Source organism: Undibacterium sp. Di27W (assembly GCF_049340345.1).
Classification (GTDB): Bacteria; Pseudomonadota; Gammaproteobacteria; order Burkholderiales; family Burkholderiaceae_D; genus Undibacterium.
This window is the reverse complement of the sequence record NZ_JBMPOS010000007.1, coordinates 35,803-52,186: the sequence shown is the minus strand read 5'-3', so window position 1 is coordinate 52,186 and position 16,384 is coordinate 35,803. Positions and strand designations below refer to the sequence as shown.

At 51.5% G+C, this 16,384-nt stretch carries 17 protein-coding genes; 10 read left to right on the top strand and 7 right to left on the bottom strand.

Annotation, left to right across the window (positions count from 1 at the left end):
• Positions 1 to 49 precede the first annotated feature (49 nt).
• The 5 genes from ACO0LF_RS15395 to ACO0LF_RS15375 all read left to right on the top strand — a co-directional run bounded on the left by ACO0LF_RS15395 (position 50) and on the right by ACO0LF_RS15375 (position 5,738).
• Positions 50 to 1,120, top strand: coding sequence for an acyltransferase family protein (locus ACO0LF_RS15395; RefSeq protein ID WP_423015419.1), 1,071 nt, complete (start codon positions 50 to 52; stop codon positions 1,118 to 1,120).
• Between the two features lie 187 nt (positions 1,121 to 1,307).
• On the top strand, positions 1,308 to 2,717 hold the full coding sequence (locus ACO0LF_RS15390; RefSeq protein WP_423015417.1) for a sigma-54-dependent transcriptional regulator: 1,410 nt from the start codon (positions 1,308 to 1,310) through the stop codon (positions 2,715 to 2,717).
• Entirely contained in the window at positions 2,707 to 3,963 is a 1,257-nt protein-coding gene (locus tag ACO0LF_RS15385; protein ID WP_423015415.1) for a sensor histidine kinase, read from the top strand. The genes ACO0LF_RS15390 and ACO0LF_RS15385 overlap by 11 nt, the downstream gene beginning before the upstream one ends.
• Before the next feature lie 916 nt (positions 3,964 to 4,879).
• A complete protein-coding gene (locus ACO0LF_RS15380) occupies positions 4,880 to 5,134 on the top strand; it encodes a hypothetical protein (RefSeq protein ID WP_423015413.1) in 255 nt (84 codons plus the stop codon).
• Positions 5,135 to 5,405: 271 nt separating this feature from the next.
• On the top strand, positions 5,406 to 5,738 hold the full coding sequence (locus ACO0LF_RS15375; protein WP_423015411.1) for a DUF3579 domain-containing protein: 333 nt from the start codon (positions 5,406 to 5,408) through the stop codon (positions 5,736 to 5,738).
• A 67-nt stretch (positions 5,739 to 5,805) separates the two neighbouring features.
• Here the strand turns inward: ACO0LF_RS15375 and ACO0LF_RS15370 are convergent, their stop codons facing one another.
• Entirely contained in the window at positions 5,806 to 6,717 is a 912-nt protein-coding gene (locus ACO0LF_RS15370) for a LysR family transcriptional regulator (protein WP_423015409.1), read from the bottom strand.
• A 101-nt stretch (positions 6,718 to 6,818) separates the two neighbouring features.
• On the opposite strand from ACO0LF_RS15370, the gene ACO0LF_RS15365 reads away from it, so the two are divergent.
• The 5 genes from ACO0LF_RS15365 to ACO0LF_RS15345 all read left to right on the top strand — a co-directional run bounded on the left by ACO0LF_RS15365 (position 6,819) and on the right by ACO0LF_RS15345 (position 11,950).
• Positions 6,819 to 7,550 (top strand): histidine phosphatase family protein, encoded by a 732-nt coding sequence (locus ACO0LF_RS15365; RefSeq protein ID WP_423015407.1) that lies wholly within the window; start codon positions 6,819 to 6,821, stop codon positions 7,548 to 7,550.
• A 26-nt stretch (positions 7,551 to 7,576) separates the two neighbouring features.
• On the top strand, positions 7,577 to 8,341 hold the full coding sequence (locus ACO0LF_RS15360) for an SDR family oxidoreductase (RefSeq protein WP_423015405.1): 765 nt from the start codon (positions 7,577 to 7,579) through the stop codon (positions 8,339 to 8,341).
• Positions 8,342 to 8,365: 24 nt separating this feature from the next.
• On the top strand, positions 8,366 to 8,815 hold the full coding sequence (locus tag ACO0LF_RS15355; protein ID WP_423015403.1) for a PaaI family thioesterase: 450 nt from the start codon (positions 8,366 to 8,368) through the stop codon (positions 8,813 to 8,815).
• A 58-nt stretch (positions 8,816 to 8,873) separates the two neighbouring features.
• Positions 8,874 to 10,100: an acyl-CoA dehydrogenase gene (locus ACO0LF_RS15350; RefSeq protein WP_422980063.1), complete on the top strand. Its 1,227-nt coding sequence runs from the start codon at positions 8,874 to 8,876 to the stop codon at positions 10,098 to 10,100.
• 149 nt (positions 10,101 to 10,249) lie between these two features.
• A complete protein-coding gene (locus ACO0LF_RS15345) occupies positions 10,250 to 11,950 on the top strand; it encodes a long-chain-fatty-acid--CoA ligase (RefSeq protein ID WP_423015401.1) in 1,701 nt (566 codons plus the stop codon).
• A gap of 67 nt (positions 11,951 to 12,017) precedes the next feature.
• Here ACO0LF_RS15345 and ACO0LF_RS15340 read toward each other — a convergent pair whose 3' ends face one another.
• The 6 genes from ACO0LF_RS15340 to ACO0LF_RS15315 all read right to left on the bottom strand — a co-directional run bounded on the left by ACO0LF_RS15340 (position 12,018) and on the right by ACO0LF_RS15315 (position 16,354).
• Positions 12,018 to 12,194, bottom strand: a complete 177-nt coding sequence (locus tag ACO0LF_RS15340; RefSeq protein ID WP_423015399.1) for a hypothetical protein — start codon at positions 12,192 to 12,194, stop codon at positions 12,018 to 12,020.
• Between the two features lie 70 nt (positions 12,195 to 12,264).
• Positions 12,265 to 12,714 carry a hypothetical protein gene (locus tag ACO0LF_RS15335; protein ID WP_423015397.1) on the bottom strand — a complete coding sequence of 150 codons (450 nt, stop codon included), beginning with the start codon at positions 12,712 to 12,714 and terminating at the stop codon, positions 12,265 to 12,267.
• Positions 12,715 to 12,739: 25 nt separating this feature from the next.
• A complete protein-coding gene (locus ACO0LF_RS15330; RefSeq protein WP_423015395.1) occupies positions 12,740 to 13,696 on the bottom strand; it encodes an alpha/beta hydrolase family protein in 957 nt (318 codons plus the stop codon).
• A gap of 95 nt (positions 13,697 to 13,791) precedes the next feature.
• On the bottom strand, positions 13,792 to 15,252 hold the full coding sequence (locus tag ACO0LF_RS15325) for a TIGR01777 family oxidoreductase (protein WP_423015393.1): 1,461 nt from the start codon (positions 15,250 to 15,252) through the stop codon (positions 13,792 to 13,794).
• Positions 15,249 to 15,896: a DUF4166 domain-containing protein gene (locus ACO0LF_RS15320; RefSeq protein ID WP_423015391.1), complete on the bottom strand. Its 648-nt coding sequence runs from the start codon at positions 15,894 to 15,896 to the stop codon at positions 15,249 to 15,251. The genes ACO0LF_RS15325 and ACO0LF_RS15320 overlap by 4 nt, the downstream gene beginning before the upstream one ends.
• The gene (locus tag ACO0LF_RS15315; protein ID WP_423015389.1) at positions 15,893 to 16,354 is read right to left on the bottom strand and encodes a cell division protein; all 462 of its coding nucleotides are present in this window, start codon (positions 16,352 to 16,354) and stop codon (positions 15,893 to 15,895) included. Before ACO0LF_RS15315 ends, ACO0LF_RS15320 begins: the two co-directional genes overlap by 4 nt.
• Positions 16,355 to 16,384 lie beyond the last annotated feature (30 nt).

Genomic DNA, 16,384 nt, shown 5'->3' with positions numbered 1-16,384 from the left:
AAAATAGATTCAGTCGCATTTCCTTAATCGAAGTCTATGATGGAGGTCTATGTCCGAGCGAAATACCAGCATTGATATCGCCAAGGGCCTGGGTATTATCCTGGTGGTCCTTGGGCATAACTGGATCATCGCTCATGATCATGGCGAGCTGTTTCGCATCATCTTTTCCTTTCACATGCCCCTGTTTTTCTTTTTGTCCGGGGCTGTCCTGCACCACGATACTGCTTTCAGGGATTTTCTGTCCTTCAAGGCCGATGCATTGCTGAAGCCTTTCTTTGTCGTATTGTCTGCCTGGGGGCTGGCGCGTATAGTCTTGTCGGGCGTGGATGCACGCAGCTATTTGCTGGGCATGCTGTATGCGACGGGCAATACCATAGAGTGGGTGCCGCTCTGGTATTTGCCGCATTTGTTTTTGGCCATACTGCTGGCCTGGCTGGTCTTGCACCTGGCAAATCGCCTGCATGCAGGGCTAGTCTTGCCAGTGATTTGTATGGTCATCTTGCTGGCTGCGGGGATAGTAGTAACGCGCATGCTAAGTCTATTGGATGTGCAACAATTTACCAGTCTGAATCTCTGGCTGGGTAACCATCAAAGTAATTTTCCCGGCTTGCCCTGGAGCCTGGACTTGATCGGCATCAGCACTGCCTTCATCTTGCTCGGCTATGTCATGCATGAGCATGTCATGCGTTTTAGCTTCCAGCCCTGGGTATTTGCCATTGCACTATTCCTGTTTGCAGCCCTGCACTTCTTTTTCGATGAAACCATAGATTTGAATATGCGCCTGTATGGCAACTGGTGGATATCAACTGCCCAGGCATTGCTGGGTATTTATCTGCTCTTGTCGGTATCGACCTGTTTGCAATACGCTGGTAAATTGGGCAGGGCACTGGCTTACCTGGGTACCAGTAGTTTATTCATCATGATTTTTCATTCGTGGATAGAGTGGAAGGTATTTACCATCCTGTCACGCTGGTCTTCAATTGATTATCTGAATGCCAGTCTGGCATTACTGGCAGGATTGCTGCTGCCTCTACTCTTATTGAGTCTGGTTAAAAAGAGCAAGTTCCTGCATGCTTTGCTCCTGCCCGCAACGCATATTCCCAAGCTGCGTGCCAAGTGAACTCTGAGTGTCCGTTTTCGTACACTATCTCTGTTCATAAATGGACAAAGTAAAGTACCTGTCCACCCGGGGCCAGTTTAAGTCTGTAAACCCCTGGCTTTGTTTGCCGCAGCCAGCATGCAGGATTACAATGGGTTCAAATCATATTTACCCGCGTTTGTTGACCTGAGTTTCTTTCATTCTCTTCATGCCAGCCTCCATTACTGCACCAAACCCGGCACTCAATACTTCCATACTCATCATTGACGATGATCCTGATGTTGCATGTGCAGCTCAACTCTTATTGCGCAGGCATTGCCAGCATGTCAGTACCCTGACCGATACTGCGCAATTGAGTAACAGCCTGCAAGCGGTGATGCCAGATGTGGTTTTACTGGACATGAACTTCACGCCAGGCCGCACAGACGGTGCCGAGGGGCTGGCTTTGTTGAATCAGTTGCGCGCACTCAATCCGGCCCCAGCCGTCATTATGATGACGGCCTATGCCGATGTCCCGCTAGCTGTAGAAGCCTTGAAGCGCGGTGCCAGCGACTTTATTACCAAGCCCTGGAATAATGAAAGACTGGTGGCCGCAGTCCAGAGTGCAGCCAGTCGCTATGGCAAGCAAGACCTGTCTTTGCAGGATGAGGATTTTCCTGAATTGATGGGGCATGCAGCCAGCATGCGCGAGTTGAAATCCATCATCAGGAGCGTGGCACCGACTGAAGCAAATGTCCTCATTCTGGGGGAAAACGGCGCAGGTAAGGAATTGGTGGCGCGTGCCATACATCAGCATTCTGCGCGCAGGGAGGCGACATTTTTACCAGTCGATATGGGGAGCATACCCGAGTCGACTTTTGAAAGCGAAATGTATGGCCACAAAAAAGGGGCATTCACCGATGCCAGACAAGATCGGGCAGGGCGTTTTCAAACTGCTGCAGGCGGCGTACTTTTTCTCGATGAAATTGGCAATCTACCCCTGGGGGCGCAGGCAAAATTACTGCATGCGCTGGAGCGCCGCGAAGTCACTCCCATAGGCGCAGACAGGGCTGAGAAAATCAATGTGCGTATCATCAGCGCGACTAATCTCAGTGAAACAAGTCTGTTCGATGCCACTGTGTTTCGCACTGACCTCTTGTTTCGCCTGAATACCATTGTCCTGCGTATACCCGCATTGCGTGAGCGGGTGACTGATATCCCTTTGCTGCTGGCGCATTACCTGCATGGCTATCAGCAGCAATATCAAAGACCTGCAAGAAATATCGATGGTAATGTCGTGGCAGCGCTGTCTGCCTATGCCTGGCCTGGCAATGTCAGGGAACTGCGTCACGCCTGTGAGAGAGCCGTCATACTGGCGACCCAGGAAAACTATATGCTGGCAGATTTTGGCTTGCCGTCGGCAACCACTGGCGAGATAAAGCCACCTGCCATACCAGTGGCGCGAGTAGAGGTAACAGAAACCATTATTACCAGCCCTGAATATACATTGGCCGCACTGGAGCGCGAAACCATTGCCAATGCCATGAGCAAGGCAGAAGGAAATATCAGCCAGGCCGCTAAATTGCTGGGTCTGAGTCGTGCCGCACTCTACCGCAAGCTGGAAAAGCATGACATTTGAGCTGAATGTGGCCTGGCGCAGGAAATTGCTGAGTATCTGCGGCATGCTGATTATCGTCAGCGCTGCTGCGGCCATGACGTATCTGCATACTGCCGGACAAAGTCAGCAGTTACTGCGCTGGTCTATCGTCTTTGCCCTGCTGGCTATTGCTGGTTTACTGATGTTCACTTTGGGCCTGGCTGGCCTTGCTGCGCCTCAGGCCAGACCAGACGCTGGCTATTTACCGCCAGCTACGCAGCGCGACGGTCTGCAGCAAGTGGTACTGACCCTGGAAAGCCAGCTGGAACACGCACCCATTGCCTTGTTTTGTGTAGAGAGTAAAGGGCATGAGAAAAAAGTCAGCCCATTGAATGGCAATGCGCGCCGCCTGATCGCACCTGGCCGTGTGGTTGAGGTCAGCCAGCTTTATGAACAGATTATTGTCCAGGCGCTGGGCAAGCGCAGCATGATTTGTTTTGAAACAGAGCAAGGCCAGGAGCGCGCCTTATTGGCCAGCAGTAGTCTCACCTTGCAAAGCCAGACACAACTCATCGTTGCATTGATGCCGGTAGAGACAGAGCTGCAAATGGAGGCGCAACAGGCCTGGCAAAAACTCATACGCGTACTCACGCATGAAATTATGAATTCGCTGACACCTGTTGCTTCTTTATCCAGCACTGCGCAAGACATGTTGAGTGATCTGCAATTGCCTCAGCAAAGCACCGCCGACCTGGTGCTGGCAATGGATGCCATCAGCAGGCGTGCACATGGCCTGGTCAATTTTGTTGGCAGCTATCGCAGCCTGGCAAATGTACCCATCGCTCAGACTGAAAGAGTGCCATTGCAGGCTTTGCTGGCACGCATATCTTCACTGGTCAGCCCCATGTGGCAAGCCAGAGGTGGGGAAGTGCAATTCAGTGTAGCACCCGCCAATCTGGAAGCCATGCTTGACCCTGCGCAACTGGAGCAGGCACTCATCAACCTCATCAAAAATGCCTTTGAGGCGACAGCGATCGTCCAGCCCGCCATCGTCAGCATACGCGTGCAGCTCAGTCGTGGTTCACGCTTGCGCATAGAAGTCAGTGACAATGGGCCGGGAGTACCCAAGGATTTGATCGCGCACATTTTCACGCCTTTCTTTTCTACCCGTGAGCATGGCAGTGGCATAGGTTTGGCTCTGGTCAGGCAGCTAGTGCAGGGTAATGGAGGGACGGTGAGGTATGCGGCTAGTGTGGGTGGTGGGGCGAGGTTTATTATTAGTTTGTGAGGTACGGGGAGTTTTGTTTGACGATAACAGTAGTGCAATGGCTGGTGATTTTGTCTGGGATGTGTAATTGATTGTGTCAAGTGCTATAAGAATTACCTGCGTCGAAGCTCAAATGGTCGATATATTCATTCCCCAAGCTAGGTCATTCCAGCGTGGGTTTGGCTGGAATCCACCGGGCTGGCGCTCCAGCGGCGTTCGTGGTACATCGTTAAGTGTATTAAATCTGAATCGCGGTGTTTTGAGCGATTTGATTTTCCAATACTTGCGCCCGTAATTTACGATCGCTGGCCGATGGTAGACCGGCGACTACCCACCTTTTTGTCTCGCCAAAAAAGGTCGGCCAAAAAGGCGACCCAGGCATCGATTCCACTGCGCCGCTTACAAGCGGCTTAGATGTTGTCAGCGCAAAGCATGCTTTGCGAAACCCTGCCAACATCCCCCTGAAGGGGGTTCCCGTTTGTGCAGTACAAAAAATGGGAAGATCCGAAACTCGCTACCCTTGCAGGGCGCACAATCGCTTGCAAGCGATTGCCGTTAGGCAGGCGTGTAGCATGCTGCACGAAACTCCTGCTACACCTCAGACAGCGGTCCTTTTTTTTCATTTTTTGCACTGCACAAACGGCGTCGACACATGGGAACTGCTGAAAGTCAAAAACAAACCCAACATCAACAACTCGTAGGTTGGGCTACGCTTTATCAGCCCAACACTGGGCTTATCAAGCACGTATTCGTCACTATGAAAGCCGGAGCTCTAGTGGCGTTCTTGCATTGCCGTACTTTGATTAAAGCGATTGCCCTTCGTAGAACCAGGCCGGGTCTCGGCCCGGCGGCCGAAATACTTTCTTTGCGTCGCCAAAGAACGTATTCAAAGAAAGGCGACCCAGGCGTAGCCGCCCCCTAAAGGGGGTTCCCGTTTATGCGGTACAAAAAATGGGAAGATCCGAAACTCGCTTCGCTCAGACAGCGGCTCTTCTTTTTCCATTTTCTGTGCCGCACAAACGGCGGCTACACATGGGAACTGCTAACGTCAAAAACAACAGCAACCCCAAAGTCAAACCCAACAGCAACAGCAACAGCAACAGCAACAGCAACAGCAACAGCAACAGCAACAGCAACAGCAACAGCAACAGCAAGCCATCCGCTCATCAGCCGTCTTGTATTTTATTCATGAACAGTGACAAATCATGCGTGTCAATTTAAACATGTAAGCTGTCAAAGGGTTGTCAATCAAATAAGCTGGGGTCCGCTCTTTTCTTTACTAGGCCGTAAAATGCACTATATTGGCAGAGTAAGATTGCATGCTTTGCATCAAAGCCAGATATATCAGTGGCGACGGTTTTGATTCAAGTCTTCTATAAGATATAATATGGAAGTATATTGAAAGCTTGATTTCACATAATGATGTCTAGCTTAATTCACTCTTGCTTCAGCAAGCCGAGCACATGGCCGAATCCACAAAAACGCAACAAGTCCGCGAGTTTTTCATCCAGGGTATAACCAGTGATGGCAAACAATTTCGCCCCAGCGATTGGGCAGAGCGCCTGTGCGGAGCCATGTCCTGTTTCAGCCCTGACGGCGGCAGGAACTCCCACTTGCAATATTCACCCTATGTGCGGCCAATATTGTTGAATGGCGTGCGTTCTGTCGTGGTCAATGAAGCCATACGTGAAATCGAGCCGCTGGCTTATCATTTTGTCCTTAGCTTTGCCAAAGATAATGATTTGCAAATTGTCGATGCCTGTCTGTTGCCAGACGAGCCCAAGGCTGGCAAATAAATCATCCTGAAGTACCTTGCCTGGTGCTGGACTAACCCAGCCCATGGCTTTGCACGACTTTGCGCTATCACACTGTCTGATCCTGAAACGCCTCTATCACTTGCTGCCTTAGCCAGCGATTAGCAGGATCATTTTCCACATTCTGGTGCCAGTACAAATACACATCCCATGAAGGCATGGCGGTGGGCAGCGGCAAGATCTGATTGTTAAATTGTTCATTCGCGATACGTGCATAGCCTTCCGGCATAGTCAGCAGTAAATCAGTCTGGCTGACGACCCTGCAGGCAGCAAAATAATGCTGGCAGCGCAGGCGTATGCGTCTTTGCAGGCCCAGGCGGCTCAGCTCAAAATCTTCCAGACCCATGCCTTTACGCCTTGAACTGGCCAGTATGTGTTCGGCCTGCATATAGGTGTCCAGATCCAGCTCGCCTTGTATGACTGGGTGATCACGCCTGGCCAGTACAACGGTATTACCTTGTACGACCATCTGGCGATGTATCTCATTTGGCAATGGCAACAGCATATCAATCGCCAGATCGAGGCTGCCCGCGGCCAGTTCACTAACCAGTTCCCGCCTTTCCACCTGTATCGCTGCCAGATTGATTTGTGGTGCCTGCCGCGTGATGCTTTCCATTAATGGCGGCAGGGCAGTCGACTCCAATACATCGCGCAGGGCAAGGTTGAACTGTTTGGTCGCCAGTGAAGGATCAAACTTGTCATTCTCGGTCAACGTCACTTCCAGCCCGCGCAAGGCTTGCCGCACCGGTTCTATGATGCTGCGTGCCAGCGGGGTCGAGACCATCATCTGCCCCTGGCGTACAAACAAAGGGTCGTTGAAGAGTTGCCGCAGGCGGTTCAGCGCATGGCTGATGGCAGGCTGGGTCAGGTTCAGTTGCTGGCTGGCGCGGGTCACGCTGCCCTCGGTGTAGATAGCAACAAAGACGGTGAACAAGTTTAAATCGACGCGGGATAAATGCATGGAATTAATTAATATGGATAATAACTATTCATTTGATCAATTATAGACCCAGGCTTACACTTTGTTCATCAATTTATAAGTGATATCTCACAGAGGAACAAATGGCAGCTTTATATCTGGTCAGGCATGGGCAGGCTTCATTCGGTAGCCAGAACTATGACCAATTGTCTGAACTGGGTGAACAGCAGGCAAGGCACTTGGGCCGCTGGTGGGCAGAGCGTGATATGCAGGTATCACGTGTCGTCACTGGTGCGCTGAAACGTCACCAGCAAACTGCGCAAGCCTGTTTGTCTGAAATGCTGCAACAAGATGTCGATGCACTCGATACCTCAGTCTGGCATAGCGATGCCGGTTTCAATGAATACAACCATCATGAAGTGCTGGCGCGGCATGTGCCAGCTTTTGATGATCCGGCAGCGGTCAAGCATTTCCTCATGAATACGCCAAATGGCAAGCAAGCCTTCCAGGATATTTTTGCCCATGCCATCAGCCGCTGGATGTCAGGCGAGCATGATGCTGAGTATGTAGAAAGCTGGCATGCATTTCGCCAGCGCTGTGTTACTGCCATGCACAAGCAACTGGCGATAACTGATGATGCCAAGAACATTGTCGTCTTCACGTCTGGCGGCACGATCTCAGCCTTATGCCAGCATGTATTAGGCTTTCCTGATCCACGTTTCGCTGAACTCAACTGGTCGCTGGTGAACAGTGGGGTCACTCGTTTTCATTTGCAGGCAACAGCAGAAGGCGTATTGCGTCCCGCACTGGCTTACCTGAATAATTTTTCACACCTTGAAGTATTGAACAATCCCAAAGCAATCACCTACGTTTAAAGAAATAAGAGAAACGAGAGAGACAGATGACAGCAATGTTTGATTTGACCGGCAAGGTCGCACTGGTCACAGGTGCCAGCCGTGGCATAGGTGAAGCCGTCGCCAAAACCCTGGCTGCCAACGGTGCCTATGTCATTGTAAGCAGCCGCAAGGCAGAAGCTTGCGAAGCCGTGGTGGCTGCGATTATTGCTGCTGGTGGCAAGGCAGAAGCACGTGCCTGCCATATAGGTGAAATGGCGCAGATTGATGCCCTGTTTGCCGACATTACAGCCACTCATGGCAAGCTCGATATTCTGGTCAATAATGCTGCTACCAACCCGCATTTCGGACATATCACCGAGACCGATGTCAGCGCCTTCCAGAAGACCGTTGATGTCAATATACGCGGCTATTTCTTCATGTCTTCAGCCGGTGCCAAACTGATGGAAAAACATGGCGGGGGCAGCATTATCAATGTGGCTTCCGTCAATGGCGTGGTCCCAGGTGCCATGCAGGGGATTTACTCCATCACCAAGGCAGCAGTCATCGCCATGACCAAATCCTTCGCACAGGAATGTGCGCCCATGGGTGTCCGTGTGAATGCCTTGCTGCCAGGTGCTACCGATACCAAGTTTGCCTCGGCCCTGTTCCACAACCCCGTCATCCTCGAAAGGGCGCTGACCCGCATACCCATGAAACGCATTGCCGAACCCGATGAAATGGCTGGCACGGTCTTGTACCTGGCATCGAATGCATCCAGCTATACGACAGGTGCCTGCATCAATGTTGATGGTGGTTATCTCGTTAGCTAGTGCGACAACAAACAAGACACGATCATGAAACCGGCATATGTAGCAAGTAATCCAGATTACGCAGCGCAACTGAAGGTGCTGGTGCTGGCCATGCCCATGGCGAAATGGCTGGGGATAGAATTTTTAAAGATAGCGCCGGGTGAAGTGGAACTGGAGATTGCCTGTCGCGAAGAACTCAGTTTCGTACCAGGGAAGATGCAGGCCACAGCCATCTTTGCCGCCGCAGATTTTGCTGGCGTCTCTGCCGCTGGCACTCTGTTACCAGCAGGCTGGATCAATGCCAGTATCGATTGTAGTTTGAAGATAGTCGCACCCGCCGATGGTGAAAAATTGCTGGCACGTGGGCGAGTCGTTTCACACAGCAAGTTGTTGACCGTCAGCGCCGCAGAAGTTTTTTCTGTACGCAATGGCGAAGAAGTTTTATGCGCAACAGCCTTACTGACAGCGCGCAATATTGAGCTGCAAAGAAAGTGAAGCGGACATAAGTATGTCCATTTAAGAAAACCGAGCAAACAAGGAAAAAGGACACATCATGGATTTTCAATACAGCCCCAAAGTCAAAGATTTGCAGGCACGCCTGATCGCCTTCATGGACGAGCACGTCTATCCAAATGAAAAAACTTTCTTTGGTGAGATCGCTGCCAACCGCAAGGCAGGCAATGCCTGGATACCGACCAAGGTGGTTGAACAACTGAAAGCCAAGGCCCGCGATGCTGGCCTGTGGAATCTCTTCCTGCCTGAATCTGGTCATGGCGCAGGTTTGACTAACCTGGAATACGCACCTCTGTGCGAAATCATGGGCCGCGCCGTCTGGGCACCAGAAGTATTCAATTGCTCGGCACCTGATACCGGCAATATGGAAGTGTTTGCCCGTTATGGCACGCCTGAGCATCAGGAACAATGGTTGAAGCCCTTATTGCGTGGCGAAATCCGTTCCTGCTTCGCCATGACAGAACCCGCAGTCGCCTCGTCTGATGCCACCAATATTGAATCATCGATAGTGCGTGATGGTGACGAATATGTCATCAATGGTCGCAAATGGTGGTCGTCCGGTGCCAATGATCCACGCTGCAAAGTGTTTATCTTCATGGGCAAGAGTGATCCTGATAATGCTGATCGTCACAAGCAGCAATCCATGATTATCGTGCCACGCGATACACCAGGCGTGACCATCCTGCGCGCCTTGCCGGTATTTGGTTATGACGATGCGCCGCATGGTCATGGCGAAGTCTTGTTTGAAAACGTACGTGTACCCGCATCCAATATCTTGCTGGGTGAAGGCCGTGGTTTTGAAATTGCCCAGGGCCGCCTGGGACCTGGTCGCATCCATCACTGCATGCGTCTCATTGGTCTGGCAGAACGTGCGCTGGAAGATATGTGCAAACGCTCTTTGACACGCGTGGCTTTTGGCAAACGGGTGGCAGAGCAGGGCGTGACGCTGGAGCGCATTGCCAATGCCCGCATTCTCATCGACCAGGCACGTTTCCTGGTCTTGAATGCCGCACAGATGATGGACACGGTAGGCAACAAGGCAGCAGCTAAAGAAATTGCCATGATCAAGGTGGCAGCACCGACCATGGCTTGCCAGGTCATCGACTGGGCGATACAGGCGCATGGCGGTGGCGGCGTATCTGACGATTTTGGTCTGGCATATTCATACGCCCAAGCTCGAACATTGCGCCTGGCCGATGGCCCGGATGAAGTGCACAGGAATCAAATCGGCAAGATGGAATTAAAAAAGTATACGGAGAAGAAATAAATCATTGACTGCTTATTTTTTGCTTGATGCGTTTGATGGAACGGCAGTTGCCGGGCAGCTCTTTCCTCTTCGGAGGCCGGGGCTTTTCCGACGTTAACTTCCTGGTTGGCTGACATTTTCAAATTATTCTTATAAATAGAGAGACAAAAATGCGCGACACTCCCTGGATCAAATCTTACCCCGCAGGCGTACACTGGGACGCCAACCTGCCCATCAGCAGCGTGCCACAATTACTGCATGATGCCGTCGCTAAATGGCCGGACTTGCCCGCACTGGAATTCATGGGCAAGAAAACCAGCTATGCAGAATTGCAAAAACTGGTGAACCAGGCTACCAAAGGCTTTCAGCAACTGGGTGTGAAGCGAGGTGTGCATGTGGGCCTGTATTTACCGAATACACCGCATTACGTGATCAGCTTCTTTGCCATCTTGCAGGCTGGTGGCACAGTCGTGAATTACTCGCCGCTGGATGCCGAGAAAGTGCTGGAGCATAAAATCTCTGACAGCCATACCGATATGCTGGTGACGCTGGACATGACCATGCTGTACCCGCAAATGGCCAAGATGCTGGGACATACGCGGCTGCAAAAACTCATCATAGGCAATATCCCGGAAATGACGCCTTATCCTGATGCAGTCAGGGCCAACCTGGACAAGGCAGCGCAGTTGAGTGTTATACCCGACGATGCGCAACATTTACTATTCGCCAAGCTGCTGGACAATGATGGTGACTACACGCCCATCGCTGCCATAGACCCGAAAGATGCCATCGCTACCCTGCAATATACCGGTGGCACCACTGGCTTGCCCAAGGGCGCAATGCTCACCCATGGCAACTTGACCGCAGCTTGCAGTCAGATCATGGAAACCACCAATATCGAGCCGCGGGTACTGGAAGAGGGCAAGGAAAAAGTATTGGCTGTGCTGCCCTTATTCCACATCTATGCCCTGACGGTGGATATGTTGTTTGGCATACGCCTGGGGGCAGAGATAGTCTTGCATACTCGTTTTGATGCAGATGCCGTGGTCAAGGATCTGGCAAACAAGAAGATCACCGTCTTCCCGGGCGTGCCTACCATGTACACCGCCATCATCAATCATCCGCAGATCAGGGAATATGATCTCAGCGCTTTGAAGTTTTGTAATTCTGGCGGCGCACCTTTGCCTGCAGAAGTGTTGCAGCAATTCCAGGCGGTGACTGGCTGCACCCTGCTCGAAGGCTGGGGCATGACCGAGACTTCACCTACCGGCACTTTCACGCCTCTGGGTGGCGTGCGCAAGACGGGCTCTTGCGGTTTGCCTACACCCGGTATCAGCTTTAAATTTGTCAGTATTGATGACCCACGCCAGGAAGTGGCCTTGGGTGAGCGTGGTGAAATCTGTGTGGCTGGGGCGAATATCATGAAGGGCTACTGGAACAAACCAGATGCTACTCGTGAAGCCTTCACTGCGGATGCTTACTTCCGCACCGGTGACGTGGGTTATATGGATGCCGACGGGTTCGTGTATATCGTCGACCGCACCAAGGACATGATCCTCTCAGGGGGGTATAACGTTTATCCACGCAATATCGAAGAAGCAATTTATGAACACCCGGCGGTAGCTGAAGTCAGCGTCATTGGCATTCCCGACGCTTATCGCGGGCAGGCTGCCAAGGCCTTTATCAAACTCAAGGCAGGGCAGGTTGCTTTCAGTTTTGATGAATTGAAAGACTTCCTCAAAGACCGGCTGGGCAAGCATGAGATGCCGCAAGCCATGGATATACGCGCAGAGTTGCCGAAAACCCCGGTAGGGAAATTATCGAAAAAAGAATTATATGAAGAAGAGGCAAGGAAGCGAGCCGCTGTCTGATTACACCAGTTTTGTGCTTTTCTGCGACTTTCTAACACTTCCCGGAAAGTCGCAGTTTTTTTATACTCTATTTGCTCTTGCCAGAAATCTTGTCTTTTACCTGCATTTGCAGCGTCTGCAAGTCCTTGGCGCTATGTGCAACGACAATAGTCCTGGTATCAGTTGCCTGGCTTTGGCTGCTGACCTGTAGTTCAGGTACGGCTTTTCTGGGCCTGACAGGTTGAGGATGACGTAGGAAGAACATGGCTTGCTCCTTGAATTGAAGAGGCAGATGGGGATTTTGTATACAATTTCAAGCCAGATGTTTTCTGTACTCAGGCGCGCTTGCTTTCTCTCAAAGGATCATGAGGGTGACATTTGCCACCAGCCTTGCTGCTATATTGTTCACCTAAATCTGTAGTCAGGTTGACAGTGACGATATAAGGATTGCCAGAGCCGTAACGAAAATAGTCCATGTCTTTGTCATGGTCTGGCAGGAAATTGATGACTATCTCTACTTTTTCCAGCCAGCTTGGCGGGAGTTCCTGTCTTGTCATGCGTGCTGCCAGTTTCACTCTGTAGTCATGCATGACAGCGTCAAACGCAGTACTCGCAGGCATACATGCGATGTTTAACACATCAAGCTGTATCACAGTCACCGACTGCGCAAGGGCAAAACTGCAAAGCTTGCCTATCGCCCAGTAACCAGCGAGGTCGTTGTTGCGGCTATTAAATGAGCTGGCCAGGCCTGCAGCCAGATTCTTGATTTGCTTTCTGCCTGCCATCTATGTTTTCCCAGTTTTCAGTCATTCAGCGGCCATGTGGCTCCAGGTTTGGTAAAGCTTCTTTATCGCGTACATAGCGATCCAGCCATTCTCGCATGAGACGATCCGCTTCTTTCCTATGTTCAGTCAGGGAATGGTCGCCACCATCAAACATGACCAGGCGAAATGGATGCTTGTTTTCCAACAGCTTGCTGGCCATGGTCAGTGTACGGGCAGGGTTGACACGCCAGTCGGCACTGCCTTGCGTCAACAGCAAGGGAGTTTTCTTGTTCAGTTTATCCACCCATAAGATGGCAGAGCGGCTGGCCTCAGCTGCGGCTTTGTCTTTGGCATAGTCGGGTATCAAGTCTTCCAGCACTTGCCCCATCTCCGGCCTGTCCTTGAGCATGCCGCTCAGATCTGTGACGCCTGCATCCACGACGGCGGCGGTAATCTGATCGGTCCTGGTTAAGGCCAGGTAGGTATTGATGGCACCGCGGCTGCGCCCAACCATGCCTATGCGGCTGCTATCGACTTGTGGATTTTCTTTTAGCAAAGGCAGCAGATTGAGGACGTCATTGACATCCCTGCCGCCAAACTCATCCTTGCCTTCACTACCCATGCTGCCACGGTAATTGCTGGCTACCACCACATAACCCCAGGACGCGATGCGGGCTAATACTGCCGCCGCAGCAGTGTCGGTGACTGCTCCCAGCGTGCCATTACCACCACGATTGAAGATGATGGCCGGTAGTTTGCTGCCAACCCTGGGTGACAGCATATAGCCCTTGATCTTCAAGCCATCGCTCAGATAAGTGATGGCTTGTATATCAACTGCAGCCAGGATTTGTGGCAGGTCGGGTATGTTTGCTTGCAGTTTTTTTAAATCTTCTTCTTTTAACTCTACCGTACTTGTGTCAAGTAACCTGCCATCTTGCGCCCGGCTTATGCCAGGTGTTGCTGCCAGCAAGGATAAACTCAGCAGCAATGCACACATATGCATGTACTTGCTGGCAGATATTCGGATGATAGATGTAGACATAGCAAGCGAGGATGGATATCTTAAAAGCAATAGTCTAACAGCATCCTTATCGTTTCTTAAGCCAGTTCAGTCAGGGCCATACCTAAGTCTGGGTAGCTAAATACAAAGCCTGACTCAAGTAAGCGCCTGGGTACGACGCGCTGGCCTTCCAGCAGCAAATCTGCCTGTTCACCAAGAGCCAGTCGCATGGGCCAGCCTGGCGTCGGGAAAAAGCTGGGCCTGTGCAAGACCCTGGCGGCAACCTGGCTGAACTGCTTTTGCCTGACAGCTTGTGGAGCCGTGAAGCTGATGGCATTGTCATGGTTCAGTGTAGCTTCATGTTGCCAGACATGGGCAATGCCGCGTAGCACATCATAGACATGTATCCACGATTGCCATTGTTTGCCACTGCCTAATGCACCGCCCACGCCCAGCTTGATGGGCAAAAGCATCATGCCCAGTGCACCCTGCTGGCCCAGCACTACTCCCAGACGCAGTTTGGCGACCTTGACACCATGCTGAGCGGCAGCCTGATTGGCCTGTTCCCATTCCTGGCATAACTCAGACATGAAGATGGCTTGTGGCGGCGCAGTTTCATCGAGTTCCCTATCATCGCCCAGTGCTTGTATGCCGTAATAGCCGATGGCAGAAGCCGCCAGCAAAAGCCTGGGCTTGTGCTCTGCGCGACTGATCCATGCCGTGATTTGCCTGGTCAGGCCGGTACGACTCTGGCGCAACTCGGCTTTGCGTTTTTCTGACCAGCGCCAGCCCAGTATGCGTTCGCCAGCCAGGTTGATGATGACATCCACGCGCTGATTGGCTGGCAGTTCCTGCATACTGGCTATGGCCCTGACTTTGCCATCAAATTTCCAGCAGGCTTGTTTGGGTTGACGGCTGAGTATGGTCACTTGCTGGCCATTTGCCAAGAGAGCCTTGACCAGCAAGCTGCCAATAAAGCCGGTGGCGCCGGTGACCAGCACCTGTTCCGATTTGTCGCTGAAATGGATAGGCGCTGCCTGTTTTTCCCTGGCGGATAGTCTTCCCAGGCGCAAAGCCGCAAGGCCATCGCGTATGCCGGAGAGACCTACCCCCACGCCGCACAGAGCAAGAAACACGCTGAGCCAGCCCTGTGGTTGCCACAGCATTTGTGTTGGCGCATGCAGCCAGTCAGGGGTATTCAAGATCAACAGGGTAATGAAGGCACCGCCATTGATGGCAAGTATGGTGTGTGTCACCCGTTCAGTGGCAGGCAAGAGCCTGGTCTGGTCTTCAATCACAAAGTCCCACAAGGTCAGAATGATCTCTATGCCAAATACCAGTAATAGCACGATGGCCCATGCACCTTGCCATGTCCAGGCTGACAAACCGACGAAGAGCAGGCTGTAGATCAGGGCGCGGGTGGCATGTATGCCCAGTTCTTTACGGGCGCTGGCGCGTTGCGGCAGGGCTTCTGTCAATTCATGGTGATACAGGGTATCGAAAGCGCCAAGCAAGCCTTGAGCTGCCATTAATTGCAGGGCGATTAAATGCGTGTTCATGATACTACCTCAGGATGAATTTCCTTGAAGACACCGACCTGGGTAAAGGTGCGGCCAAACAAGGCATGTTTGATTTCTATACGAATATTGAATTGCTCAGGACTGTCATTGCGATGGCAAAGATAAGTTTTGCCGGGTGTGAAAATACCGGGTATGGGAATCCGATAACCCAGCACATCCCAGAAATAACCATCACTGGTGAAATAGAGATTACCCTCATGCACATGCAGGATGAGCTTCATACCCAGGCCCATGCCCACATATTCGAGTACTTCGCCTTTTTCACTTTCCTGCATATATGAAGTGAATTGTATGGGTGGCCTGTCATGCAGGCGATATATCCTTTGCTTGAAGATGGAGGGGCAATCCGACTTGGAATACACCATGATATCGACCGGGAAGTCATGATCGGTATACGGGATCAAGGCCCCGGCTATCAGGGGTTTGGTCAGGTGGCCCAGGAGTTTGCCTATTCTTGAACAACTTAATTCGCTGAGTAAACCGGTGTAATACAGCGGTTTGCCAGGTTCAGGATTCTTGGCAAACCTGGCCTGGATATCCGGGTGCAGTTTCAGCCATTCCTTGCCCAGGATTTTCCTGAATAATTCACCTTCAGAGGGCATGGGTTTGCTATATGGGCTCATGCTTTTCTTTCGTTTGCAGGCGCATCCATTTTCCATAAGATCAGCAACGGCGGGATCATGCTCAATACTGCAAATGCATCTATCCAGACATTCACCAGCATATTTGCCTGCATGGAAATCAGCATGTCCTGCGGTGCCCATACCAGGATGCCTATCATCAGCCATAGCCAGGCAAAGCGGCTGCGGTGTTGATTCCCCAAATAAATCAGTGCACCCATCCACAGGCCTACGGTTTGTACGGTGGCACCAAACAGACTCATCCACCAGACCTGCATATTGCGTGCTGCATCCGGGGCGGCCTGCGGCCAGAAATGGCTTTCTATGAGCTGATGATAGACTTCGACCAAACCCGTAGTACTAATCCAGGGCAGCAACAAACCTATCAAAAAATGTGCAAAGGCCGCGGCATATAGCCAGCGTACCAGCCACTTACGCAATGAAGATTGTTTTTGTAGCATGTTATTTCCTTTGTTTCTTTAATTTCTGTC